At 70.3% G+C, this 24,285-nt stretch carries 23 protein-coding genes and 2 riboswitches; of the genes, 13 read left to right on the top strand and 10 right to left on the bottom strand.

Annotated features, from left to right (window positions below; genetic code table 11):
• Positions 1-2 precede the first annotated feature (2 nt).
• Together icmF and GEV26_RS16345 are read right to left on the bottom strand one after the other, a co-directional pair.
• A complete protein-coding gene (gene icmF, locus GEV26_RS16350; RefSeq protein WP_153654623.1) occupies positions 3-3,233 on the bottom strand; it encodes a fused isobutyryl-CoA mutase/GTPase IcmF in 3,231 nt (1,076 codons plus the stop codon).
• A 105-nt stretch (positions 3,234-3,338) separates the two neighbouring features.
• Positions 3,339-3,491: a hypothetical protein gene (locus tag GEV26_RS16345; RefSeq protein ID WP_153654622.1), complete on the bottom strand. Its 153-nt coding sequence runs from the start codon at positions 3,489-3,491 to the stop codon at positions 3,339-3,341.
• Positions 3,492-3,700: 209 nt separating this feature from the next.
• Here GEV26_RS16345 and GEV26_RS16340 point away from each other — a divergent pair, with 209 nt between their 5' ends.
• The gene (locus tag GEV26_RS16340) at positions 3,701-4,201 is read left to right on the top strand and encodes a MarR family winged helix-turn-helix transcriptional regulator (protein ID WP_153654621.1); all 501 of its coding nucleotides are present in this window, start codon (positions 3,701-3,703) and stop codon (positions 4,199-4,201) included.
• 75 nt (positions 4,202-4,276) lie between these two features.
• Here GEV26_RS16340 and GEV26_RS16335 read toward each other — a convergent pair whose 3' ends face one another.
• From GEV26_RS16335 to GEV26_RS16325, 3 genes are all read right to left on the bottom strand, one after another.
• The gene (locus tag GEV26_RS16335; protein WP_153654620.1) at positions 4,277-5,047 is read right to left on the bottom strand and encodes a hypothetical protein; all 771 of its coding nucleotides are present in this window, start codon (positions 5,045-5,047) and stop codon (positions 4,277-4,279) included.
• Between the two features lie 170 nt (positions 5,048-5,217).
• A complete protein-coding gene (locus GEV26_RS16330; RefSeq protein ID WP_153654619.1) occupies positions 5,218-6,033 on the bottom strand; it encodes a hypothetical protein in 816 nt (271 codons plus the stop codon).
• Positions 6,034-6,137: 104 nt separating this feature from the next.
• A complete protein-coding gene (locus tag GEV26_RS16325) occupies positions 6,138-8,042 on the bottom strand; it encodes an acyl-CoA dehydrogenase family protein (RefSeq protein ID WP_153654618.1) in 1,905 nt (634 codons plus the stop codon).
• 261 nt (positions 8,043-8,303) lie between these two features.
• Here GEV26_RS16325 and GEV26_RS16320 point away from each other — a divergent pair, with 261 nt between their 5' ends.
• The 11 genes from GEV26_RS16320 to cobU all read left to right on the top strand — a co-directional run bounded on the left by GEV26_RS16320 (position 8,304) and on the right by cobU (position 19,388).
• Positions 8,304-9,644 (top strand): HNH endonuclease signature motif containing protein, encoded by a 1,341-nt coding sequence (locus GEV26_RS16320; RefSeq protein WP_194839896.1) that lies wholly within the window; start codon positions 8,304-8,306, stop codon positions 9,642-9,644.
• 83 nt (positions 9,645-9,727) lie between these two features.
• A riboswitch (cobalamin riboswitch) is annotated at positions 9,728-9,840 on the top strand.
• A 64-nt stretch (positions 9,841-9,904) separates the two neighbouring features.
• Entirely contained in the window at positions 9,905-10,990 is a 1,086-nt protein-coding gene (locus GEV26_RS16315) for a prenyltransferase/squalene oxidase repeat-containing protein (RefSeq protein WP_153654616.1), read from the top strand.
• Between the two features lie 4 nt (positions 10,991-10,994).
• Positions 10,995-11,606 carry a hypothetical protein gene (locus tag GEV26_RS16310; RefSeq protein ID WP_153654615.1) on the top strand — a complete coding sequence of 204 codons (612 nt, stop codon included), beginning with the start codon at positions 10,995-10,997 and terminating at the stop codon, positions 11,604-11,606.
• 78 nt (positions 11,607-11,684) lie between these two features.
• A riboswitch (cobalamin riboswitch) is annotated at positions 11,685-11,797 on the top strand.
• 65 nt (positions 11,798-11,862) lie between these two features.
• On the top strand, positions 11,863-13,407 hold the full coding sequence (locus tag GEV26_RS16305) for a prenyltransferase/squalene oxidase repeat-containing protein (RefSeq protein ID WP_194839895.1): 1,545 nt from the start codon (positions 11,863-11,865) through the stop codon (positions 13,405-13,407).
• Positions 13,404-14,267, top strand: a complete 864-nt coding sequence (locus tag GEV26_RS16300; RefSeq protein ID WP_153654613.1) for a hypothetical protein — start codon at positions 13,404-13,406, stop codon at positions 14,265-14,267. Before GEV26_RS16305 ends, GEV26_RS16300 begins: the two co-directional genes overlap by 4 nt.
• A gap of 8 nt (positions 14,268-14,275) precedes the next feature.
• Positions 14,276-15,376: an energy-coupling factor transporter transmembrane component T gene (locus GEV26_RS16295; protein WP_153654612.1), complete on the top strand. Its 1,101-nt coding sequence runs from the start codon at positions 14,276-14,278 to the stop codon at positions 15,374-15,376.
• Positions 15,373-16,956, top strand: coding sequence for an ABC transporter ATP-binding protein (locus GEV26_RS16290; RefSeq protein WP_153654611.1), 1,584 nt, complete (start codon positions 15,373-15,375; stop codon positions 16,954-16,956). The genes GEV26_RS16295 and GEV26_RS16290 overlap by 4 nt, the downstream gene beginning before the upstream one ends.
• Positions 16,953-17,783 carry an ECF transporter S component family protein gene (locus GEV26_RS16285; protein ID WP_153654610.1) on the top strand — a complete coding sequence of 277 codons (831 nt, stop codon included), beginning with the start codon at positions 16,953-16,955 and terminating at the stop codon, positions 17,781-17,783. Before GEV26_RS16290 ends, GEV26_RS16285 begins: the two co-directional genes overlap by 4 nt.
• Positions 17,784-17,926: 143 nt before the next feature.
• On the top strand, positions 17,927-18,130 hold the full coding sequence (locus tag GEV26_RS16280; RefSeq protein WP_056208020.1) for a cold-shock protein: 204 nt from the start codon (positions 17,927-17,929) through the stop codon (positions 18,128-18,130).
• Positions 18,131-18,219: 89 nt separating this feature from the next.
• A complete protein-coding gene (locus tag GEV26_RS16275; protein ID WP_153654609.1) occupies positions 18,220-18,783 on the top strand; it encodes an antibiotic biosynthesis monooxygenase in 564 nt (187 codons plus the stop codon).
• Between the two features lie 74 nt (positions 18,784-18,857).
• Positions 18,858-19,388 carry a bifunctional adenosylcobinamide kinase/adenosylcobinamide-phosphate guanylyltransferase gene (gene cobU / locus GEV26_RS16270; protein WP_153654608.1) on the top strand — a complete coding sequence of 177 codons (531 nt, stop codon included), beginning with the start codon at positions 18,858-18,860 and terminating at the stop codon, positions 19,386-19,388.
• Positions 19,389-19,520: 132 nt separating this feature from the next.
• Here cobU and GEV26_RS16265 read toward each other — a convergent pair whose 3' ends face one another.
• The 4 genes from GEV26_RS16265 to GEV26_RS16250 are packed head-to-tail and all read right to left on the bottom strand — an operon-like array spanning position 19,521 to position 22,783.
• Complete coding sequence (locus GEV26_RS16265; RefSeq protein ID WP_153654607.1) at positions 19,521-20,534, bottom strand: 3-hydroxyisobutyryl-CoA hydrolase; 1,014 nt, start codon at positions 20,532-20,534, stop codon at positions 19,521-19,523.
• Positions 20,534-21,625: a nicotinate-nucleotide--dimethylbenzimidazole phosphoribosyltransferase gene (cobT, locus tag GEV26_RS16260; protein WP_243838798.1), complete on the bottom strand. Its 1,092-nt coding sequence runs from the start codon at positions 21,623-21,625 to the stop codon at positions 20,534-20,536. Before cobT ends, GEV26_RS16265 begins: the two co-directional genes overlap by 1 nt.
• Positions 21,626-21,663: 38 nt before the next feature.
• Positions 21,664-22,176, bottom strand: a complete 513-nt coding sequence (locus tag GEV26_RS16255; RefSeq protein ID WP_153654606.1) for a mismatch-specific DNA-glycosylase — start codon at positions 22,174-22,176, stop codon at positions 21,664-21,666.
• Between the two features lie 37 nt (positions 22,177-22,213).
• Positions 22,214-22,783 carry a TetR/AcrR family transcriptional regulator gene (locus GEV26_RS16250; RefSeq protein ID WP_153654605.1) on the bottom strand — a complete coding sequence of 190 codons (570 nt, stop codon included), beginning with the start codon at positions 22,781-22,783 and terminating at the stop codon, positions 22,214-22,216.
• Between the two features lie 84 nt (positions 22,784-22,867).
• Between GEV26_RS16250 and GEV26_RS16245 the strand changes: the two genes are divergently transcribed.
• Positions 22,868-23,299, top strand: coding sequence for an organic hydroperoxide resistance protein (locus GEV26_RS16245; RefSeq protein ID WP_153654604.1), 432 nt, complete (start codon positions 22,868-22,870; stop codon positions 23,297-23,299).
• A 30-nt stretch (positions 23,300-23,329) separates the two neighbouring features.
• Here the strand turns inward: GEV26_RS16245 and ligD are convergent, their stop codons facing one another.
• A complete protein-coding gene (gene ligD, locus GEV26_RS16240; protein ID WP_153654603.1) occupies positions 23,330-24,283 on the bottom strand; it encodes a non-homologous end-joining DNA ligase in 954 nt (317 codons plus the stop codon).
• Positions 24,284-24,285: the final 2 nt, after the last annotated feature.

Here is a 24,285-nt window from a genome sequence, read left to right as displayed (position 1 = left end):
CCTCAGACGTTGCGCCGGTACTGGCCACCGACCTCGAAGAACGCCTCGGTGACCTGCTGCAGCGAGCACACGCGCGCCGCGTCCATCAGCACCGCGAAGACGTTCTCGTGGTTGATGGCCGCGAGCCGCAGCCGCTCGAGCGCCTCGGCCGCCTCGGTGGTGTGGGCCTCGTGGAACGACCGGACGCGGGCGAGCTGTGACTCCTTCTCGGTCTCGGTCGCCCGGGCGAGCTCGACGGTGTGCTCCTCCTCGCCCTCGGACGCCGGACGCCGGAACGTGTTGACGCCGATGATCGGCAGCGAGCCGTCGTGCTTGCGGTGCTCGTAGAGCATCGACTCGTCCTGGATGCGGCCTCGCTGGTAGCCGGTCTCCATCGCGCCGAGCACGCCGCCGCGCTCGTTGATCGCGTCGAACTCCGCGAGCACTGCGTTCTCGACCAGCTCGGTGAGCTCGTCGATGATGTACGAGCCCTGGAGCGGGTTCTCGTTCATCGCCAGGCCCCACTCGCGGTTGATGATGAGCTGGATCGCGAGCGCCCGGCGCACCGACTCCTGCGACGGGGTCGTGACCGCCTCGTCGTACGCATTGGTGTGCAGGCTGTTGGCGTTGTCGTAGATCGCGATGAGCGCCTGCAGCGTCGTGCGGATGTCGTTGAAGTCCATCTCCTGCGCGTGGAGCGAGCGGCCCGACGTCTGCACGTGGTACTTCAGCTTCTGCGAGCGGTCGTTCGCGCCGTACTTCTCCTTCATCGCGATCGCCCAGATGCGGCGGGCGACGCGGCCGAGCACCGAGTACTCGGGATCCATGCCGTTGGAGAAGAAGAACGACAGGTTCGGGGCGAAGTCGTCGATGTCCATGCCGCGCGCGAGGTACGACTCGACGTACGTGAAGCCGTTGGCGAGGGTGAACGCGAGCTGGCTGATGGGGTTCGCCCCGGCCTCGGCGATGTGATAGCCCGAGATCGACACCGAGTAGAAGTTCCGGACGCCCTCGTCGATGAAGTACTGCTGGATGTCGCCCATCATCCGCAGGCTGAACTCGGTGGAGAACAGGCACGTGTTCTGGCCCTGGTCCTCCTTGAGGATGTCGGCTTGCACGGTGCCGCGCACGTTCTGCAGCGCGTACGAGCGCAGCTCGGCCAGCTCGTCCTCGGAGGGCTCGCGGCCCTCCTTGTCGCGGAACTTCTCGATCTGCTGGTCGATGACCGTGTTGAGGAAGAAGGCCAGGACCGTCGGCGCGGGTCCGTTGATCGTCATCGACACCGACGTGGACGGCGAGACCAGGTCGAAGCCGTCGTACAGCGCCTTCATGTCCTCGAGGGTCGCGACCGAGACACCGGACGTGCCGACCTTGCCGTAGACGTCGGGGCGGGGGTCGGGGTCGCGGCCGTACAGCGTGACGGAGTCGAACGCGGTCGACAGGCGGGTCGCGTCGCCGTCCTCGGACAGCAGCTTGAACCGGCGGTTGGTGCGGAACGGATCGCCCTCGCCGGCGAACATGCGCGCGGGGTCCTCGCCGTCACGCTTGAACGGGAAGACGCCGGCTGTGTAGGGGAAGTAGCCGGGCAGGTTCTCGCGGCGCCAGAAGCGCACGAGCTCGCCGTGATTCTTCATCTTCGGCAGCGAGACGCGGGGGATCTTGTTGCCCGACAGCGACTCGCGGGTCAGCTGCGTGTGGATCTCCCTGTCGCGGACCTTCACGACCTGCTCGTCGCCGGAGTACGACTCCACGACGGTCGGCCAGGCCTCGATCTGGTCGGAGATCTCGTGCGGGACGGCCTTCTTGGCGGTGGCCAGCAGCTCCTCGACGCTGCCGGCGTCCAGCTGCGCGTCGGCGAGCTCGGCTGCGGTGATCTCCAGTCGCTGGGCGCGGTCAGCGGCGTCGGCGAGCCGCTCGGTCTCGGCGTGGAAGCCGCGGACCGTCTCGGTGATCTCGGACAGGTAGCGCACCCGGTCGGTCGGCACGACCTGCTGGATACCGCTGGAGAACTTCACGTCGACCGCGGGCAGGATGCCCTCGGCGACGGGGAGCCCCGCAGCGCCGAGCTCGTCGCGCAGGTGCTGGTAGAGGGCGGTGACGCCGTCGTCGTTGAACGTCGCGGCCGACGTGCCGAAGACCGGCATGTCCTCGGGCCGCTTGCCGAACGCCTCGCGGTTGCGGACCATCTGGCGTCCCACGTCGCGCAGGGCGTCCTTGGCCCCGCGGCGCTCGAACTTGTTGATTGCGACGGTGTTCGCGAAGTCGAGCATGTCGATCTTCTCGAGCTGCGACGCGGCACCGAACTCGGGCGTCATGACGTACAGGGAGGAGTCCACGAACGGCACGATCGCGGCGTCGCCCTGGCCGATGCCCGGGGTCTCGACGATCACGAGGTCGAAGCCTGCCGCCTTCACGACGTCGATGACGTCGTTGAGCGAGTCGGGCAGCTCGTGCGCGCCGCGGGTCGCGAGGGAGCGGAAGTATGCGTGCTCGCCGTCGAGCGAGTTCATCCGGATGCGGTCGCCGAGCAGGGCGCCGCCGCCACGGCGGCGGGTCGGGTCGACCGCGATCACGGCGACGCGGAGCTTGTCCTGCTGGTCGACGCGGAAGCGGCGGACCAGCTCGTCGGTCAGCGATGACTTGCCCGAGCCGCCGGTGCCGGTGATGCCCAGGACCGGGGAGGAGTGCGCGGCGGCAGCGGCCGAGATGCGCTCGCGCTGCGCCTCGTCGAGGGATCCGGCCTCGGCCAGCGTGATCGCACGGGCGATGGCGGGGCGCTCTCCGGCGAGCAGCGCGTCGAGATCGAGCCCACCGAGCTCGGTGAGGTCGAAGTCGCAGTCCTTGACGACCGAGTTGATCATGCCGACGAGGCCGAGGCGCTGGCCGTCCTCGGGCGAGAAGATCGTGACGCCGGACTTCCGCAGCCGGGCGATCTCCTCGGGGACGATGACGCCCCCGCCACCACCGACGACGTGGATGTGTCCCGCGCCCTGCTCCCGCAGCGACTCCACGAGGTACTCGAAGTACTCGACGTGCCCGCCCTGGTAGGACGAGACCGCGATGCCCTGCACGTCCTCCTCGATCGCGGCGTCCACGACCTCCTTGACCGAGCGGTTGTGACCGAGGTGGATGACCTCGGCGCCCTGCGACTGGAAGATGCGACGCATGATGTTGATCGAGGCGTCGTGCCCGTCGAACAGCGCGGACGCCGTGACGAACCGCACCGGATGGGTGGGGACGTGAAGGTCAGGCATGGCGATCTCCCAAAAGTTCTGTGGAAGTCCGATACTAGGACATCCAACTAACTCGGGCCAGCCCCGTGCTCACTTCACGCACCCGCCGGATCCGCTCACCGGGGCCTAGCCCCTGTCGACGAAGATGCTGGCGCCCATCGTGGTGGCGCCCTTCTGGAACGCGACGGTCTCGCCCACCCTTGGGCCGGACGGGCGGGGCTTGACCGTCCATCCTTCGGCCGCGAGGTCGTCGGCGATCTCGCCCCTGAGCCGGACCACTGAATCGCCGTCCGGCGACCGAGGACGATCCGTCGTTGAGCGATCGTCGTGCGGTGCGGAGCTCCTCGGCGTGGTCATCCCACTCGGTCGCTGACGTCCGCAGCGCCTCGATCCATACCTCAAACCCCCCGGCCACGCGGTGAGGCTAGCCCAATTGCCCTTGGATGGCAGGCGATGACTGCTCCGGATGGTCCCCTACGATGTAGCCCATGCCCGCCGCGCCCCGCCTGCCGTTCGACCCCATCGAGCGGGCGTCCGAGCTGTGGGTCGAGCACATCGGTGAGTCCCGGTCGATGCGCCTGGCGACGTCGATCATGCGGGTGCAACAGCTCATCAGCTCCGAGCTCGATGCCGCCCTCAAGCCGTTCGGCATCACGTTCGCGCGCTATGAGGTCCTGCAGCTCATCTCGTTCAGCGCGGCCGGGCGTCTGCCGCTCAGCAAGATCGGTGAGCGGCTCATGGTGCACCCCACCTCGGTGACCAATGCGATGGACCGCCTGGAGACGCAGGGCCTCGTGCGGCGCGTCGCGGACCAGACGGACCGGCGCCGTACATTTGCCGAGCTCACCGACCAGGGCAAGCACGTGCTGGCCCAGGCGACCGACGCGGTCATGGCGATCGACTTCGCCGTGGTCGGACTGGATGACGAGCAGCAGGACCAGGCCTTCGAGCTGCTCAAGGCTGTACGCTCGGCGGCCGGCGACTTCTGACGCGTCGTCCCGCTGGGACGTGCGAAGGCCCTCGACCCCAGCGGGATCGAGGGCCTTCGGCATGGCCTGCGGCGACTAGATGCGGCCGCTGGTCTTGGTGCGGAACTCGACGCGCGTCGAGGTCTTGGACACGTACAGGCGGTAGCGCTGCTTGGTGGAGGTGCTGCGCTTGTAGGAGCCGTTGCCCTTGCTGTTGAGCTTGATCGTCTTCTTGGTCTTCCACTTGCTGCCGGACTTGTACTGCAGCTTGACCGAGCCCGCCGAGACGTACTTGCCGGCACCCGGGTTGATGATGCTCAGCCGCTGGACCTTGAAGGTGACCTTGTTGTTGTTGCGCTTGATGACCAGCGCGGTGTTGCTGCCGTTCAGCGTCTTGACGTTGCGACGGATGTAGAACCGGTTGCTCTTCTTGGAGTCGACCGAGGTGGTGCCGTCGGCGTACGTGAACGTCGTCGGGCCGAGGACGACCGATCCGGCGCCCCAGCCGCGGGGGAGGTCGACGCCACCGCCGGTGACCTTGCTGCCCGACTTCTTGTAGCGACCCTCGTAGAGCTTGACCTTGCCCTTGCGGACGCCGTTGATGCGGACCTCCGTGGTGGCGGACTTGTAGCTGCCCGCCCCGGAGAACGTGACGTCGCCCCAGACGCCGGACTTCGCGGACTGGGTGATCACGCCGGACTTGAGGCGGAACTGGGAGACGGCCTTGGCCGGCTCTGCCTGGCGCGCAGCGGTCGACGAGCTGGTGGTCGTCGAGTCGGCGGCGGACGCCGAGCCGACGCCGACGGTCAGCGCGAGTGCGGAGGCCGTGAGGGCGGCGCCTGCCCGGGCGGTGATGGATGAACGCATGGTGAAGCTCCCCTGGATTGCAGATGGGTCTTGAGAGACCGAGCCATCCTTCCACACGGATCCAAGTGCGGCAGGGGTTCGGGAGGTCGTCTCGGCGCCGGGATCGCGGCCTGCGGGACGACGAAGGCCCCCGACCCGGACGGGTCGAGGGCCTCCGTGCGTGGGCTGGATCAGCCCCGGATCGAACCGGTCTGGCCGCCGATGACGTTGGCCGTCGTCGGGACGTACAGGCGGTAGGTGCGCGTCCGGGCGCGGGTCGTCCAGGAGCCGCTGCCCTTCTTGTTGAGCTTGATCTTCTTGACCGTCTTCCACTTGCCGTTGCTCTTCTTGTACTGCAGGCGGATCGAGCCGAGCGAGGTGTACTTGCCCGAGGAGGGCTTGAACACCTTGAACGTGCTGGCCCGGAACTTGATCTTGGTGCCGGGGCTGTAGGCCGTGACCTTGAAGGGCTTGTTGGCCGTCGTCCGGGTGGCGCGACGCAGGTAGAACTTGTTGCTGTCGGTGCCGCTGGTGGACTTGGTGCCATTGGTGTAGGTCACCGTGGTGCTGCGGATCCAGGCCTTGCCGGAGCCCCAGCCGCTCTTGGTGTTGAAGTAGGCGTAGCCGTCATTGGTGCCGCGCAGGAGGACCTTGTGGTCCTTCTTGCCGACCCGGAGCGTGAACTCGGTCTTGGCGGCGGCGCCTCCGGGGTCGCCGTCCAAGGCGGACAGGAACACGCTGTTGTCGCCCTTGCGGTAGAGCACGCCCGAGCGGACGCCGATCTTGTTGATCGTCACGCCCGCGGCAGCCTTGTTGCCCGCGGCGGACTTCGCGCCCGTGCCGGGCAGGAAGCCGTCGGCGCTCACGGACGCCGTGGGCGCCGACGCGGGGGCGTATCCGGTGCTCGCGCTGTCGTCGGCGGCGTTGGCCGGACCCGAGCTGAGGGTGATGACCAGGGCGGAAGCCGTCAGTGCGGCGCCCGTCTTGGCAAGGGTGTTCAGACGCATGTGTGTCTCCCCGGAAGTGATGGTGAAAGGTCGACTCATCTTCGCACGCGACTTGGACGGACGTACGGGATATCTGGAGGCGAGTTGCGGCCGCCCGGCCGGTCTCAGTCGACCAGCATCGCGGCGTTCAGCGTCGACTCCGGCACACCGAAGCCCTCGATGAGCGTGAGGGTGTGCGGCCGCAGCTTCTCCAGCAGCTCGTTGACGAGGTGGGTCACGGTCTTGGCCCGGGTGTCGGACAGTCGGTTGTGACCCATGAACCACGCGAGATCCTCCTCGATCGCGGTCAGGGCGTACAGCGAGCAGACGTCGCGGAGCAGCTCCTGGGCGTCAGGATCCTCGCAGCGGGCGATGCCCGCGGTGAACGCCTCGAGCACGATGCGCTCGATGTGGACGCGGCCTGCGCGGATGACGTGGTCCTGAGCTGCGTTGAACACCTCGAACGCCTCGACCGGGTCCTTGCCCGCGCGGCGCAGGCGCCGGGCGGCCGTCTCCAGGACGTGCTGCTCGCGGTCCTCGAAGAGATTGAGCTGGGTGCCACGGTCGAGCAGGTCGTGGTCGTCGTCGCTGCTGCCGGGTCGGGCGTCGATGAGCCGCTGGATGAGCTGGGAGGCCGCGGTGCGCTCCTTGACGACATCGGCGACGGTGCCGGCCGCGAAGCGGACCAGGCCGACGGGGTCGAGACCGCCGACCTCCTGTGCGTACGACGTCAGCAGCTCCTTGGCCACGAGCTGGAACAGCACGTGGTTGTCACCCTCGAACGTCGTGAAGACGTCGGTGTCGCCCTTGAGCGTCGTGAGCCGGTTCTCGGCGAGGTAGCCCGCTCCGCCGCAGGCCTCCCGGGCCTCCTGGATGGCCTTCGTCGCGTGCCAGGTCTGGGCGGCCTTCAGGCCTGCGGCCCGGCCCTCCAGCTCCCGCTGCTGGTGCGGCGGTGGCGGATCCTCCGAGCTCTGGATGCGGTCCATCCGAGCGACGAGCTGGTTCTGCGCGAAGCGCATCGCATAGGACTTGGCGATCAGTGGGAGCAGGCGTCGCTGGTGCATGCGGTAGTCCATCAGGAGGACCTCGTGCTCCGCGTCCGGACCGAACTGGCGGCGCTTGAGCGCGTACCGGCCCGCGATGCTGAGCGCGACCTCGGTCGCTGCGCTGGCCGACCCGCCGACGCTGATGCGACCGCGGATCAGCGTGCCCAGCATCGTGAAGAACCGGGCGTTGGAACTCTCGATGGGCGAGGAGTACGTGCCGCCCTCGTCGACCTGGCCGTACTTGTTGAGCAGGTTCTCGCGCGGGATGCGCACGTGGTCGAACTCGATGCGCCCGTTGTCGACCGCGCCGAGGCCGCCCTTGTGCTTGTCGTCCGAGGTGGTGATGCCGGGCAGGTCGTTGCCTTCGTCGTCACGCAGCTGGACGATGAAGCAGTGCACGCCGTAGCCCTCGCCCTTGGTGATGAGCTGGGCGAACACCGCGGCGTACTGGGCATGTGCCGCCGCTCCGCCGATGTAGTCCTTGCGGGAGGACGGCGTGGGGGAGTGGATGACGAACTCCTGCGTCGCCGGGTCGTACGTCGCGGTGGTCTCGAGGCTCTGGACGTCGCTGCCGTGACCGGTCTCGGTCATCGCGAAGCAGCCGAGGATGTCGAGGTTGATCAGGCCGGGGATGTACGCCTGGTGGTGCCGCTCGGTGCCGAGGTTCTCGATCGCCCCGCCGAACAGGCCCCACTGCACGCCGGCCTTGACCATCAGCGACAGGTCGAACTGCGCCAGCATCTCGATGCCGGTGACCGCCATGCCGGGATCGCCCGTGCCCCCGCTGGACACGCGGAAGCCTGCAGCCGGGATGCCCGTGGGCACCAGCTTCTTCATCTGCTCCAGGACCCGCGCCCGGGCCTCGTCGAGGGTCAGGTCGTGGTCGTACGCCAGGTCCATCTCGGCCAGCTCCTTGCGGGACTGCTCCCGGACGTGGCGCCACTTGCCGTCGAGGGCGATACGAAGGTTGTCGCTGAGCGTCATGCGGCAACCGTACTAGCGGGGGCGATCACCGGCAGCAGGTCATCGGCAGCGGCGGGGATGCGCGACACTCGTCTCATCATTCGAACAGATGTTCGACAATGTCGCTCGATCGGAGTAAGGTGGTGGTCATCGAGGGGGAACATCGCAACAGCCCTCGAGCCGACTGGGACTGACTGTGACTGGCCCGCGGCGCCTGATGCTGGAGGGCGCCGTCTCGACACGGGCGAAAGCGTGCGACGACCGCTTCTCCAAGGACGTCCCATGTCTGCGCAGCTCGTCGATCAGCTCCCTCACCCGCTTCAGGGTGGGGTCGCAGCGATCGAGGACGCGCTGGACCGGATGCGGGTCGAGGCGTGGACGGGGCTCGAGCCGGGTGTGGTGCGAGAGCTGGCCGAGCGGCTGCTCCGGATCGAGGCACGAGTGCGCGCCCAGCAGCTGGCCGCGACCCGGGCTCTGGAGGCGTCGGGCCTGGCCAAGCAGGTCGGCGCGACGTCCACCGGGGCGATGCTGGCCCGATCGTTCGGTGGTGACCGGCGCGCGGGTGAGGCGATGGTTCACCAAGCCAAGGCGCTGGAGGGAGCACCCGCGACCGAGCAGGCCCTGGCCGGTGGGCGGATCGGCGCGAAGCAGGCCGAGGTCATCGCCGGCGCCATCAAGGAGCTGCCCGACGACACCACCGCCGAGCAGAAGCAGGCCTGCGAGGACACGCTGATCGGCGACGCAGCCCGCTACTCGCTGCCGGACCTGCGCTCGCGATCCAAGCGGATCACCGACCAGTTCAGGCCCGAGGCAGAGGTCGACGCGGCCGAGAACGACTCGCTGGAGGCTCAGGAAAAGCGGGCCTGGTCGAAGTCGCAGTTCTGGGCCCGTCCCAACGGCGACGGCACCACCACCGGCGGGTTCACCCTGCCCGACGCCCAGGCCGACATGCTCACCACCGCGATCAAGGCTGTCTCTGCGCCCCGGCGCGACCACCTGCGCGACCACCCGGGCGCGCAGTCGGAGGGTGGATCTGATGCTGGGTCGACGGCGTCGGTCTACGACCGCGACCTCGACCACCGCACGCGCCTCGGCATGGGGTTCGCCGAGGTCTGCTCCCGGCTGCCCGGACACCTGCTGCCCGGTCGCTCGGGGCTCGGCGCCACCTTGATGGTCCGCCTCGACCTCGACACCCTCGTGCGCGGCGTCAAGGCGGCCACCCTGTCGACCGGCACCCGCATCTCCGCCTCGCAGGCGCGGCTCATGGCCTGCCACCTGGGTCTCGTCCCGCAGGTCTTCGGCGGGCGTTCCCTGCCGTTGGACCACGGCCACGAGCAACGGCTGTTCACGCGGGCGCAGAAGCAGGCCCTCGCCGCTCGCGACCACGGGTGCGTCTTCCCCGGTTGCGATCGACCACCCGAGGACTGCGAAGGGCACCACTGGCGCCAACCCTGGGCCACCGGCGCCACCACGACCCTCGACGACGGCGTACTGCTCTGCGCCCATCATCACCGCCTCGTCCACCAGGACGGCTGGCTCATCCGCGACACGGCCGACGGGCACATCGAGCTGCGCCACCCCGCCGCCGGCACGTGGCAGCGCAACCACCGCTGGCGACCGTGAGACGCCCGTCAGCGGGAGAGCTCTGTCCGGTGCCGGATAGGTCGAGGGGTCGGCGAGTGTTAAATTTCCTCCTGCCGTTCGGCACAACTCCATGCACCCATGGCCAGGGGAAGCCGGTCCAAGTCCGGCGCTGACCCGCAACCGTAGGCCACGTCCTGTGGCAAGCCGGAGCACCTGCCGTGGGGGCGACCGATCCACGCTGTCGAGGAACACACGCGGACGGGCTCACGCCCTGTCCGTAGCAGCGGGAGGGAACCTTTGTGAAAAGCACCATCCTGCGCGGCATCGCGACGCTGGCCCTCGTCCCCGTCCTGGTCGCCTGCTCGTCCGACGAGATGTCCGCGCCACCCGATGCCGGGCCCAACGAGCACCAGGCGGCAGCGGTGTCCTGGCTCGCCGCACAACCGGCCGATGACGGACTCTTCACGAGCCACTTCGCCGACGTGGAGACCGGCGAGGTGTCTGCCTTCGTCGACTACGGCCTCAACCTCGACCTCTACTCGGCGCTCGAGGAGCTCGGTGACGACGCTGCCGCGGAGAAGGTCTATCGGTCCACGATCGAGCACGCGGACGACTACACCGACCCACCGGGCGGCACCCGGTACGCCGGAGCGCTCGCCAAGCTGGCCGCGCACGTCCAGGCGCACGGAGACGATCCCCACGCCCTGGGGTCGCGTGACCTCATCGACGAGCTCGAGGCTCTCGTGGTTCCGAAGGGTGCCGAGGCAGGCCGGGTCAAGGACATGCCCGACGGGAAGATGCAGTCGACCAGCGTCCTCAACCAGGGCTGGGCGGTCCGCGCGTTGACGACGGCCGGGAGCGACGACGCCGACGCTGCGGTCGACTTCCTGCTCAAGCAGCAGTGCGATGACGGCTCATTCCGTGCAGACATGGCGGCCGAGCCGTGCACGAGCGGGCCGGGGAGCGTCGACGGGACGGCGTTCGCGATCCAGTCGCTGAAGGTCGCGGCCGAACAGGGCAGCGAGGGTCTCGAGGACGAGATCGACGAGGCCGCCGACTGGCTCGTCCGCACCCAGGCCGACGACGGATCGTTGTCCGACGAGGGCGGTCCGAACACCAACAGCACGGGGCAGGGCGCGGCGGCACTCCAGGTGAGCGGTCACCAGGGCCCCGCGGCCCGCGCAGCGTCGTGGGTGGCGGGTCGGCAGGTCGAGGGCGGGCCTGAGAAGGGCGCCATCGCACTCAGCGATGCGGATCTCGCCCTCGCCACCGGCACGCGCATCGCCCAGGTCGATCGCGACCGCTACGTGCGTGCGAGCGTCCAGGCCGTGCTGGGGCTCGCCGCGCTGCCGTCGGACCCCGATGACGCATCGGGGTCACGGTGACCCGGTGATCTCGCGTCCCGGCCGCGCGATCGTCGCAGTCCTCCTCGGGGTGCCGGCAGCAGTCGCCGTCCAGCCCGGCTGGGCCGCGACCGCCGCGACCGGCGCGTGCGCCGCGGGCTCGGGGGTGACGGTGGTCGTCGGATCCACTGTGTCGTGCGATCCGGACGGCGGAACGACGGCGGCGGACAGCTTCAGGGACGTGGGCCACGTGCTCACACCCGTCCAGCGCCAGCCCGGCTTCGTGTGCCAGGTCGACGGTGCGCCGGCCGGTGCGGGGTGTGTCAGCACTCCGCCTGGCGACGCCTACTGGGGCCTGTTCTGGTCCGACGGGGCGAGCGGCGAGTGGTCGTACGCGAGCCAGGGTGTCGGCTCCCTCAAGGTGCCTGACGGCGGATGGGTCGCGTTCGAGCTGCAGGACTCCGGTCGAAGGACCCCGCCCCACGTCGCGCCGACCAACGCGACGGGGCAAGGGGCCGGGTCGGCTCCCGCCGAGACGGCTCCGGCTGCCGCCGAGGACGAGGACGGATCCGCTTCGCTCGGCTGGGTCGCAGGTGGGCTCGGGCTGCTGCTGGTCGGCGCGATGGGGCTGGTGCTCCGGCGCCGCCGGGTCACGTGACAACCAGGATGAGAGCGGGCCCGGAGCGCCGATAGGTGCTGGCGGTGGCGGGTGTTAGATTCCTCCTGCCACTTGGCACAACTCAATACGCCCGCATGTCAGGGGAAGCCGGTCCAAGTCCGGCGCTGACCCGCAACCGTAGGCCACCTCGTGTGGCGAGCCGGAGCACCTGCTTGAGGGCATGACCGATCCACGCTGTCGAGGAACACACGTGACGGGCCTTCGAGTCCTTCCGTGTTGCAGCCGGAAGGAAATCATGAAGATCACGACCCTGCGCCGTCTTGCGGCGGCCGCCCTCGCCGTCGGAACAGTCGTGGCGGCTCCGTCCGCCCAGGCTGCGCCCAATTCCTACGCCTACTCCGCCGCACGCTGGCTCGCCGACCAGCTCACCGACGGAGTCGTCCACAACGCCCAGTGGGACTTCGACGACTACGGCCTGACCCTCGACGTCGCCCTCGCACTGGAGGCCCTCGACACCCGGGCGGGCACGACGGCGACGATCCTCGACGCGTTCGCGCAGGACCCGACTCGATACACGCAGTACGAGGACAGCAAGTACGCGGGGGCGACCGGCAAGCTGGCCGTCACGGTCCAGCTCGCGGGCCGCGATGCCACTGCGTTCGGAGGGCACAACCTCATTGCCGAGGCCGAGCAGCGCGTCGTGACGACCGGCGCGTCGGCCGGGCGGGCCAAGGACCTGGGCGACGACTACTCCAACACGATCACGCAGGCATGGGTGGTTCGTGCGCTGTCGACCGCAGGCAGCGACCTGGCGGACGACACCGTGGGCTACCTGCTCAAGCAGCAGTGCGACGACGGCTCGTTCCGCACGGACATGAAGGACGAGGCGTGCGCGACTGGGGCGGGCACGATCGACGCGACAGCCCTTGCGCTGCAGGCGCTCGACGAGGCGCAGGATGCCGGAGAGCCCGGCCTCCAGGACGACATCGATGAGGGTGTCGACTGGCTGCTCGACCAGCAGCGTCCGGACGGGTCGTTCCTGAACGACGGCGCGGCCAACACCAACAGCACGGGACTTGCGGCAGCGACGCTCAAGACCTTGGGCGAGCCGGGCGCCGCGGGCAGCGCTGCGTCCTGGATCGTCTCGCGCCAGGTGACCGACGCGGTCGGCGAGGACACCCTTCTCGCGAATGAGCTCGGTGCGATCGCATTCGACGACGCCGCCCTCGCGGGCGGGAAGACGGCCGGCATCACCGTGGAGTCGCGGGACCAGTGGATCCGCGCCACCGCTCAGGCCGCGGTGGGCGTCGACGCCCAGCTCGCAGCGACCAAGCTGACGGTCTCCGCGCCGACCGGATTCGTCAGCGGGGGCAAGAAGATCGCGGTGACGGTCAAGGGTCTCGCTGCGGGTGAGAAGGTCACGGTCACGATTCCCGGCGCACGGGTGACCGGCACGGCCGGCGACGCCGGTTCGACCACGGTGCAGGTCCCGACGCCCACGAGCACGGGCAAGCGGACGATTGCCGTGACCGGTGCCCGGACGTCGCGGTCGGGCGCGGGCACCGTCCAGGTCCTCGGTGCCAAGAAGCTGCCGGTGTCGGTGAGGTCCGCCTCCGTGAAGAAGGGCAAGGGCCAGAGGGTCACGGTCTCGGGTCTCGCAGCCGCCGAGCCGGTCACGATCCGGTACCGCGGCAAGGACGTCAAGAAGGGGAAGGCGTCCTCCAAGGGCACCTTCAGCCACACGTTCACGGTGGGCTCGTCCGCGGGCAAGAAGACGATCAAGGTCACGGGCGCCTTCTCGAACCGCACAGGGTCCAGGACCTTCAAGGTCACCAGATGAGGCGCAGTCTCGCCACGCTGCTCGTCGCCGTGCTGACGGGAGCCACCGGGGGGCTGGTCGTCGCGGCCGGCCCCGCCGCGGCGGCGGCAGCCTGCCCGCAGGGCACCGGGGTGACCGTCGTCGTCGGTTCCAGCGTCTCGTGCGATGCGAACGGCGGAGGCACTGCCGCGAGCAACTTCGGCGATGCGGGGCACTCGTTGACGTATGTCCAGCGCCAGCCGGGAGCAGTGTGCAAGGTCGACGGTGCGCCGTCGGACGCGGGCTGCGTGAACATGCCGCCCGCCACCGCGTACTGGGGTCTGTTCTGGTCCGACGGCACGTCGGGCAGCTGGACCTACGCCAGCCAGGGGGTCGGCTCGCTGTCCGTCCCGGCCGGGGGATGGGTCGCCTTCGTGTTCCAGAACGGCGACGGCAAGACGTACCCCGGTGTGAAGCCGCTGGGGCGCGCGCCGGCCACGCCGGCGAAGCCGCCGGCGTCCGGTGGTGGCAGCACCGGATCGCCCGGCGGATCGACGTCAGGATCGGGCAGCGGCGGGTCGAGCTCCAAGCCTTCGGCGACCCCGGGTGCCGGCGCGCCGGCGGCATCTCCGTCCGCGTCGACCACGGCAGCTCCGAAGCCGACCAAGAAGCCGGCTTCGAAGCCCACCGAGAAGTCCAGCGAGAAGTCGTCCGCCACGCCCACGGCTGCTCCGTCAGCGCAGGCCGACGTCGTCAGCGACGAGCCCGCGGCCACGACGTCGTCCGAGGCCGAAGAGGGTTCGGGCTCGCTCGGCTGGGTCGCCGGCATCCTCGCGCTGGCGCTGCTCGGCGGCACGGGGCTCGTGCTCTGGCGGCGCAAGGCGGCGGGCGGGCTGTCATAAAGGCGACGATGATCGAGCGGTCGACCGTGCTGCCGCGTGACCTGCACCCAGGGGCCTGGTGGCTTTGGTCCCTGGGGCTGGCGGCTGCCGTGTCGCAGATGGCCAACCCGGTGCTGATCCTGCTGATCGTGCTGGTCGTCTGCCTCGTGGTGGTGGCGCGACGCACGGAGGCCCCGTGGGCGATGTCGTTTCGGATCTACCTCTACCTCGGTCTCGCGATCGTTGTGATCCGCGTGCTGTTCCGGATCCTGGTCGGGGGAAGCGGGGGCGGGCCGGTGCTGTTCCGGCTGCCGGAGATCCCGCTCCCGGACGCCGCCGCGGGGATCACCCTGCTCGGCGCGGTCACGCGGGACTCCCTGCTGGGGGGCCTGTACGACGGCATGCGACTGGCCGCGATCGTCATCTGCGTGGGAGCGGCCAACGCCCTCGCGAACCCCAAGCGGCTGCTGAAGTCGTTGCCCCCTGCGCTCTACGAGGTCGGCACCGCGGTCGTGGTCGCGCTGTCGGTGTTCCCGCAGCTGGCCGAGAGCGTGCAGCGCGTACGCCGTGCACGTCGGCTGCGCGGTGACCCGGGCAAGGGGGTGTCGTCACTGCGGCGCATCATCGTGCCGGTGCTGGAGGACGCGCTGGAGCGGTCGATGACGCTGGCCGCGGGCATGGACGCACGGGGCTATGGCCGGTCGGGCCAGGCAACCAGCCGGGAACGGGCCTGGACGGGCGCGCTGATGCTGGCCGGTCTGATCGGTCTGTGCGTCGGCACGTACGGATTCCTCGATGCGACGGCACCCCGGCTGCTGTCGTGGCCGATGCTGGTGGCGGGGATCGCCTTGGCCACGCTCGGATTCGTCGCGGCGGGGCGGCGCGTCGAGCGGACCCGCTACCGGCCGGACCGGTGGCGAGCAGGAGAGCTCGTCGCGGTCGCGTCAGGGCTGCTGCCCGCCGTGCTGGTGAGCGTCCTGGCCGATCGGGAGCCAACGGTCATCCTGTCGCCGGTCTCCGAGCTGCCCGCGCTGTCGGCCGGCGCCCTGCTCGCTGTCATGATCGGCGTCGTGCCGGCCTTCCTGACGCCCCCTCCGGTGCTCGACCCGATGGCGGAGGTGCGGCGATGATCGAGCTGCGCGGACTCTCGTTCCGCCACGACGGGGCGGCTGCGGCGACCCTGCGCGACGTCGACCTGACCCTCCCCGAGGGCGAGCTGGTGCTCGTCGCCGGACGGACCGGCTCGGGCAAGTCGACGCTGCTCGGGACGTTCAACGGCCTCGTGCCGCACTTCACGGGCGGGGAGCTGGCCGGCGACGTGCTGGTCGACGGGAGGTCGATCCGCGGCCGCGCACCGCGAGAGCTCGCGGACGTCATCGGCTACGTCGGTCAGGATCCGCTCGCGGGTTTCGTGAGCGACATCGTCGAGGACGAGCTCGCGTACGGCATGGAGCAGCTCGGGCTGGACCCGCAGACGATGCGTCGCCGGGTCGAGGAGACGCTCGACCTGCTGGGCATCGCCGCGCTGCGATCGCGGCCGCTGCGGACGCTCTCGGGCGGTCAGCAGCAGCGCGTCGCGATCGGCGCCGTCCTGACGATGCACCCGCGGGTGCTGGTGCTGGACGAGCCCACGTCGGCGCTCGACCCGACGGCAGCGGAGGACGTCCTGGCGACTCTCGCGCGCCTGGTCGACGACCTCGGGCTCACGGTCGTGGTCGCGGAGCACCGGATGGAGCGGGTCATCCCGTTCGCGGACCGGCTCGTCCTGGTCGAGGACGGCCTCGTCCGGGACGGCCCGCCCGCCGAGATGCTCGTCGACTCCGTCGTCGCGCCTCCGGTCGTCGAGCTGGGCCGGCTGGCCGGCTGGTCGCCGCTGCCGCTGTCGGTGCGTGAGGCCCGCCGGATGCGTGGCTCGCTCGGCGAGCTGACGCCGCCGCGGACCCCGTCGGACGAGTCGGCGCCGCCGCTGCTGACGGCCACCGGGATCTCGGTCACGTACGGCTCGTTGGTCGCGGTCCGCGACGTCGACCTCGAGGTGCCGGCAGGTGAGGTCGTGGCGCTGATGGGACGCAACGGATCGGGCAAGTCGAGCCTGCTCTGGGCGGTGCAGGGCACCGGCAAGCGGCGCTCCGGCTCGGTCTCGGTGCACGGGCAGGACCCCGGCGAGCTGTCCAGCAGCCAGGCGCGCGCGCTCGTCGGCCTGGTGCCCCAGACCGCGACCGATCTGCTCTACCTCGAGTCCGTCGACCAGGAGTGTGCGGCTGCCGACAGCCAGGCCGAGGCGGCGTCCGGGACCTGCCGGGGGATCCTCGACCGGCTGGCCCCCGGCATCCGCGGCGACGTCCACCCCCGCGATCTCTCCGAGGGGCAGCGGCTCTCGCTGGTCCTGGCGATCGTGCTGACCGCGAGCCCCGCCGTCGTGGCCCTCGACGAGCCGACGCGGGGCCTGGACTACCTCGCGAAGGCCGCGCTCGCCGAGATCCTCGCTTCCATCACCTCTGAGGGCCGGGCCGTGCTGGTGGCGAGCCACGACATCGAGTTCATCGCCCATGTCGCCGACAGGTGCGTCGTCATGGCCGAGGGCGAGGTCGTGTCCACCGGGCGTACGACCAAGGTGCTGGCCGAGTCGCCCGCGTTCGCCCCGCAGGTGTCCAAGATCCTCGGCCCGGAGTGGCTGACCGTCGAGCAGGTCGCGGAGGCGCTGGCATGAGGGCGGGCGCTGCGATCCGCGTGCGTCCCCGGTCGGTCGCGGTCATCACGGTCGCGTCCGTCGCCGGCCTCATGATGTTCGTGTGGCCGCTGCTGCTGCAGCCCGACCCGGACGCGACCCGCGTCGACCCGCCATTCTTCTTCCTCCTGCTGCTGCCCCTGATCGTGGGCGTCGTGGTCGCGGAGCTGACCGAGGGCGGGATGGACTCCAAGGCGTTGGCGATGCTCGGGGTGCTCACCGCGATCAATGCGGCGATGCGGGCGCTCGGGGCCGGGACGGCGGGCATCGAGCTGGTCTTCTTCCTGCTGATCCTTGCCGGGCGCGTGTTCGGTGCCGGTTTCGGATTCGTGCTCGGCTGCACGTCGCTGTTCGCCTCGGCGCTGCTCACCTCGGGGGTGGGGCCGTGGATGCCGTTCCAGATGCTCGCCTCGGCATGGATCGGGATGGGAGCGGGCCTGTTGCCGCGCAGATTCACCGGTCGCGCGGAGATCGCCGTGCTGATCGTCTACGGGATCGTGGTCTCGTACCTCTTCGGACTGCTCATGAACATGTCGTCATGGCCGTTCCTGCTCGGCGTCGAGGTGCCCGGCCACGAGGGCGGTCTCTCGTTCGTCCCCGGCGCGCCCCTGCTGGACAACCTGCACCGCTTCGGGATCTACACGCTCCTGACCTCGACCGCGGGCTGGGACACGGGGCGGGCGATCACCAACACGATTGCTCTCGTGGTGCTCGGACCTGCCGTCCTTGCAACGCTTCGGCGGGCATCGCGACGCGCCCGCTACGTCGATTCGGTGGCCGATTCCCACATCGGGACGAAAACACGCTAGGGTAGACATCAGTTGCACGACGTTGGGCTGTACGAACGAATGATGTTCCATGTTAGTGGTCTTGATTTCTTCTCGGTTGGATGTGTGTCGCGACGGCTGTTCGCGAAAGGCGCGGACGGCAATTCGCAAGAAGGAGCAAGACAATGGCTACAGGAACTGTGAAGTGGTTCAACGCTGACAAGGGCTTCGGCTTCATCGCCCCCGACGACGGCAGCGAGGACGTGTTCGCGCACTTCTCGGCCATCGCGACGAGCGGCTACCGCTCGCTCGACGAGAACCAGAAGGTCGAGTTCGACGTGGAGCAGGGCCAGAAGGGCCTGCAGGCGACGAACATCCGTCCCCTCTGATCCCACTGATCTGAACTAGATCACCGCAAGACCCCCGGAGCCTGGCTCCGGGGGTCTTTGCATTCCCCGGCACTCCTAGGATGAGGCCCATGCCCGGACCCGTCACCGTCTCGATCGCGCGACACGTGGATCCGTCGCAGGAGGACCAGATGCACGCCTGGCTCCGGGCGGGCACCGAGCTGGCCGAACGCTTCGACGGCTTCCTTGGGTCGGGGTGGGTGCGCCCGGGGGTGGACTCGACGCAGTGGCACATGCTCTACCGGTTCGACTCGCCGGAGTCCCTCGAGGCGTGGGAGAGCTCGGCGCAACGCCGGTGGTGGCTCGACTCGGGCCAGGGCTTCGTCGCCGAGGCGTCGCGGGAGCACCGCACCGGGATCGAGGGCTGGTTCGACGAGCCGACCAGCGTCGACGCGGCCGACCTGCGGACTGCGGCCCAGCCGCCGCCGCGCTGGAAGCAGATGGTGGCGATCTTCCTGGTGTTCTTCCCCTTGAGCCTGGTCGCCAACGAGCTGGGTCGCGTCTACCTCAGCGACTGGTGGCTCGCGGCCCGGGTGCTGCTGACGGTGTGCGTCATGACGCCCCTGATGACGTACGTGCTGCTGCCGTGGGTGACCGGTCTGCTCGCCCCGTGGCTGCATCGCGGCCGGGCGTGACGTCGCGCGTTCGCTCGGCGGTGGCTGATCGGGCCGGCGGCGGTTAGGCTCGCTTCGACCCCTAGCGAGGTGACATGAAGGTTCTGGTCACGGGCGGAGTGCGCTCAGGAAAGTCCTTCCACGCCGAGTCGTTGCTGATCGCCTCGACCCACGTCACGTACGTCGCGCCCGGCCCGCCGCCGGACGAAGCCGTCGATCCTGACTGGGCTGCGCGCGTGGAGAGCCACCGGGCCCGGCGCCCCGAGCACTGGGCGACGGTCGAGACGCAGGATCTCGCCGCGGCGGTGCGCGACGCCGAGGGCGACGTGCTGATCGACTGTCTCGGCACGTGGCTGACCGCGCTGCTCGACGAGCTCGACGGCTGGGACCAGCTGCGCGACGAGTGGGAGCCCGTGCTGCTCGACCGGGTCGACGAGACCGCCCGGGCGATCGCGGAGCACGAGGGCACGGTCGTCGTGGTGACCAACGAGGTCGGCATGGGCGTGGTCCCCGAGCAGCGGTCGGGCCGGCTCTTCCGCGACCTCCTCGGCGTCGTCAACCAAGGCATCGCCGAGGAGTGCGACGACGTCCTCCTCGTCATCTCCGGCCGCGTCCTCCGCCTCTGACCGGTTGCCGGTTTCCCACGGTCCCGTGGGAATTGATCACTTCCCTCGCGTCGTGACGCTAGGGAAGTGACGAAACCCCACGGTCCCGTGGGAAACCGGCAGCGGGAAACCGGAAGCGGGGAACGGGCGGGGTCAGGTGAAGAGGTGGGTGAAGGGGGCGGGGTCGACGGCGGCGAGGGTCGGGGGGTCCCAGCGGGGCGAGCGGTCCTTGTCGATGACCTGGGCGCGGATGCCCTCGGCCATGTCGGGGACGCTCAGGAGATACGTGGAGACCGCGAGGTTCTGGTCGAGCGCGGTGCGCAGATCCGGGAGCGTCGCGGCGCGGCGCAGGGCCGCCAGGGTCAGCACGACCGCGGTGGGCGAGCGGGCCTCGATGTCGTCGGCCGCGGCACGGGCGGCGTCGACGTCGGAGCCTCGGAGCCGCGCGACGATCGTGAGCACGTCGTCGCCCGCGTACGCCTCGTCGATCCAGGGCCGCTGGGCCGCGAGCGAGGACGCCGGCGGCCGGATCGCGAGCCCGTCGAGGACCGCCTCGGGATCCTGGGTCTCCAGCGCGAGCTCGAGCTCGGCCAGCCGGTCGCTGGGCACCAGGACGTCGGCCAGGCCGAGGGCGATCGCATCCGCTCCGTCCGCGTTCGCGGCGGTCAGCGCGAGGTGCGTGCCCAGGTCGCCGGGCGCGCGGGCGAGAAGCCACGGCCCGCCCACGTCGGGGACGAAGCCGATGCGGGTCTCGGGCATGCCGACCGACGACCGCTCCGTCACGATCCGGTGCCGGGCGTGCGCCGAGATGCCCACGCCGCCGCCGAGCACGAGGCCGTCCATGAGGGCCACGACCGGCTTCGGGTACGTCGCGATCGTGTGGTCGAGGACGTACTCGTCGCGCCAGAAGTCGACGGACTCCTTGGTCCCCTCGCGCGCCGAGCGGTACATGCCCTGGAGGTCGCCGCCCGCGCACAGCCCACGGTCGCCGCGCCCCGTCACCAGGACCGTGGCGATGTCGTCGTCGGCGGCCCAGTCGTCGAGGGCTCGCTGCATGAGATGGACCATCTCGGGGACCAGCGCGTTGATCGCCCGGGGCCGGTTGAGCACCAGCACGCCGAGGCGGCCCCGGCGCTCGACGACGACCAGGGGCTCCGACCCGGACATCAGGTGAGGTCCGAGAGCAGCGCGACCTCGGACAGCAGGAGGGCCGCGGAGCGTACGACCGGCACGGCCGCGACGGCCCCGCTGCCCTCGCCGAGCCGCATCCCGAGGTCGAGGACGGGCACGAGCCCGAGCTTGTCCAGCGCGAACGACTGCGCGGGCTCGGTCGAGCGGTGGCCCGCGGCGAACCAGGAGGCGGCGCCGGGTGCGAGCCGCTCGGCCATGATCGCGGCGGCGACCGAGATGACGCCGTCGAGCAGGACAGGTACGCCCGCGCGGGCTGCGGCAGCCATGAACCCCGCGGCGGCCGCCAGGTCGGCGCTGCCGAGCGCGGTCAAGGTCTCGAGCGGGTCGGCGACCCGGTCACCGGCGCGGTCCAGCGCCTGCTGGACGACCTGCGTCTTGTGGACCAGGCCGGCCTCGTCGATCCCGGTGCCACGGCCCGTGACCTCGTGCGCGGGGAGGCCCAGCGACGCGGCGATGAGGGCGGACGCGGGGGTCGTGTTGCCGATGCCCATGTCGCCACCGATGAGCAGCTGCGCACCGGCGGCGATCTCCTCGGCCGCGACGGTCTCGCCGGCAGCGATCGCGCGGAGGGTCTCGTCCTCGGTCAGCGCGTCCTCGAGGTGGATCGCACCGCTGCCACGGCGGATCTTGAAGGCGGTCACCTCGTCGGGGACGCCGTCGAGGTCGTCCTCGACGCCGAGGTCGAGCACGCGGACGCTCACCCCGTGCTGCGCCGCGAGGACCGACACCCCCGCCTTGCCGAGCAGGAACGTGCGGACCATCGCGGGCGTGATCGCCTTGGGGAACGCGGAGACGCCGTGATCGGCGACGCCGTGGTCGCCGGCGAAGATGACCGCACGGACTCGGTCGACGGGGGCCGGGGGCACCTGGCCCTGGACCGTCGCGATCCACACCGCGAGATCGCCGAGCAGGCCCAGCGCGCCCGGGGGCGTCGCGAGAGCGGCGAGACGGGCCGTGGCCTGCGCGCGCACGTCTGCGGACGGCGGGGTGACCGGCTCGTGAAGGAGCGGGTCGGCGGCCAGGCCGTCGACTGCGGGCGGGGTGGACGGACGTCTCAGCGGGGGCACGGGATGACACGATACGACCCCGTGATCGCGCCGAGCCCTCAGGCCGCGCGGTCCGCCGCGACCAACGACGCGAGCTCGGACCACCAGGAGAGCCGGTCCGGTCGTCCACCGTGGTCCTTGCGCTGGTTGGCACCGCTGCTGCTCGGCAGCACGAACACCCGTGCGTCCGCGATGGTCCAGCGCTGGCGTCCGAGCGCCGGCCGGGGCTCGCCGAGCGTACGCGCGACGGCATCGGCGCCGACCCGTCCGTTGAACGCGATCCAGGCCGGACGCGCCTCACGCAGCGTCGCCATGAAGGTGTCGACGTCGAACAGGTCCGGAGGGGCGAGATCGCGGACGAGGTCCACGAGCCCGATCCCGAGCGCCGGGAGGCGTGACTCGTCCGCAGGGGTGAACAGCTCGGGTGTCAGCCCGCTGTCGTGCAGCAGCCGCCAGAACGCGTTGCCGCGCTGGGCGTAGTGGTGACCGCGGTCGAATGCGCACGGGCCGACGGCCGTGCCGCAGATCGCGAGGTCGATGCCCGGCGTCCAGATGTCGTCCAGCACGTCCATGGCCGGTCCTTACCCCGGAGGGCGGCGCTGACGCGGCTCAGCGACCGATGATCGCGCGGGCACCCGCCGTGAGGGCGGCCGCGACCTGCTCGGGCTGCCGGCCGACGTAGCCCGACACCATCGCCCCGTCGCGGAGCATCATGAGCTGCTCGGCCTTGGTCGCGCTGTCGCTGACGTCCAGCTGGTCGAGGAGCTCGCGGATCTGCGCGACGAGCCAGGCGCGGTGGTCGGCGATGACCCGGCGGCCGGGGTGATCGGCCTCGGGCAGCTCGGCCGCGGCGTTGATGAACGGGCAGCCGCGGAACCCAGGGGCGCAGCCGACCTCCCCGACCAGGTCGGCGTACCAGCGCAGCACCGCGCCCGGATCGTCCGGGGACGCCCGGCGCCGCGTGGTGATCGCGTCCTCCTCCTCGGCCGCGCGGGCCGCGAGGTAGGCCGCGACGAGATCGTCCTTGCTCGGGAAGTGGCGGTAGAACGTCACCTTCGACACGTGGGCGGCGGCGATCAGCTTGTCCGCGCTGACCGCGCGGATGCCCTCGGCGTAGTAGCGCTCGGTCGCGGCGTCGAGGATGCGCTCGCGGACCGGCTTCATCTCGATGACGCTCATGTGGCACCTGCTCTTGCGGAAGGGTGGGGACGTGGTTCTATAGTAGACGTACTAGTTCGTCTACTCCAATTCTTGGGAGACTTCATGCCTTCGCAGATCCTCTACACCGCCGTCGCCACCTCCGAGGGCGATGGCCGCAACGGCCACGTCCGCTCGAACGACGGACTGATCGACGCCGACGTCCGCACCCCCAAGGAGATGGGCGGCGCCGGCGGGGCGACCAACCCTGAGCAGCTGTTCGCTGCCGGCTACGCCGCGTGCTTCCACTCCGCGCTGAAGGCGTCGAGCAAGCAGCACGGCGTCCAGATCGAGGACTCGGCCGTCACCGCCGAGGTCGGCATCGGCCCGAACGACGAGGGCGGATTCGGCCTCGCGATCACGCTGCACGTCGAGCTCGGCGGCGGCGTCTCGCAGGAGGACGCCGAGAAGGCCGTCGAGGTCGCGCACCAGGTGTGCCCCTACTCGAACGCGACCCGCGGCAACGTCGACGTCACCCTCGAGGTCGAGGTCGCCTGACCCGGCACGACGTCGTCCCGGGCCGACGGCTCACGCCTCGTCCGGGATGACGCTCGCCGGATCGTCGCGCTCGTCGCGGTCGGCCCACTCGAGCAGCGGGCGGATGTCGAACACCGCGTCGTCGATGTCCGCGTGCAGGTCGCCGAGGCGCTCCAGACGTGGCGGGACGGTCGCGATCGTGAAGTCGTGGGGATCGAGGTCACCGATCTCGGACCACATGACCGGAGTCGAGACCCGCCCGTCGGGGAAGCCGCGGACCGAGTACGCGGCGGCGATCGTGTGGTCCCGCGCGTTCTGGTTGTAGTCCACGAACAGCTTGCTCGGATCGCGGTCCTTGCGCCACCACGCCGTCGTGACGTCGGGGGAGCGCCGCTCGACCTCGCGGGCGAACGCGAGCGCAGCCCGGCGTACGTCGGTGAACCCGTGCTCGGGCGCGATCCGGACGTACACGTGCAGCCCCGACCCGCCGGACGTCTTCGGGAAGCCGGTGGCCCCCAGCTCGTCCAGCACCTCGTGCGTCACCTGCGCGACGCGCTCGACCGTCGCGAAGTCGCACTCGGGCCCCGGGTCGAGGTCGATGCGCCACTCGTCGGGCTTCTCGACGTCCGCCCGTCGGCTGTTCCACGGGTGGAACTCCACGGTCGACATCTGCACGGCCCAGATGACCGTCGCCAGCTCGGTGACGCAGACCTCGTCGACGTCGCGGTCGAAGCGGGGGAAGTGGATGCTGACGGTCTCGAGCCACGGGGGAGCGCCGCTCGGCACCTTCTTCTGGTGCACCTTGTCGCCGGCGAGCCCCTTGGGGAACCGGTGGAGCATGCACGGCCGGTCGCGGAGCGCGTTGACGATGGGCTCGCCGACCGCGAGGTAGTAGTCGACCAGGTCGAGCTTGGTCCAGCCGTGGTCGGGGAAGTAGACCCGGTCGGGGTTGGAGACGCGGACGACCCGCGGGCCCACCTCGATCTCCACCGCCGGGGACGCCATGG

Origin of the sequence: Aeromicrobium yanjiei (assembly GCF_009649075.1) — a bacterium.
Classification (GTDB): Bacteria; Actinomycetota; Actinomycetes; order Propionibacteriales; family Nocardioidaceae; genus Aeromicrobium; species Aeromicrobium yanjiei.
Note: the sequence above shows the minus strand (reverse complement) of the source record. Positions and strands in the feature narration are given on the sequence as shown.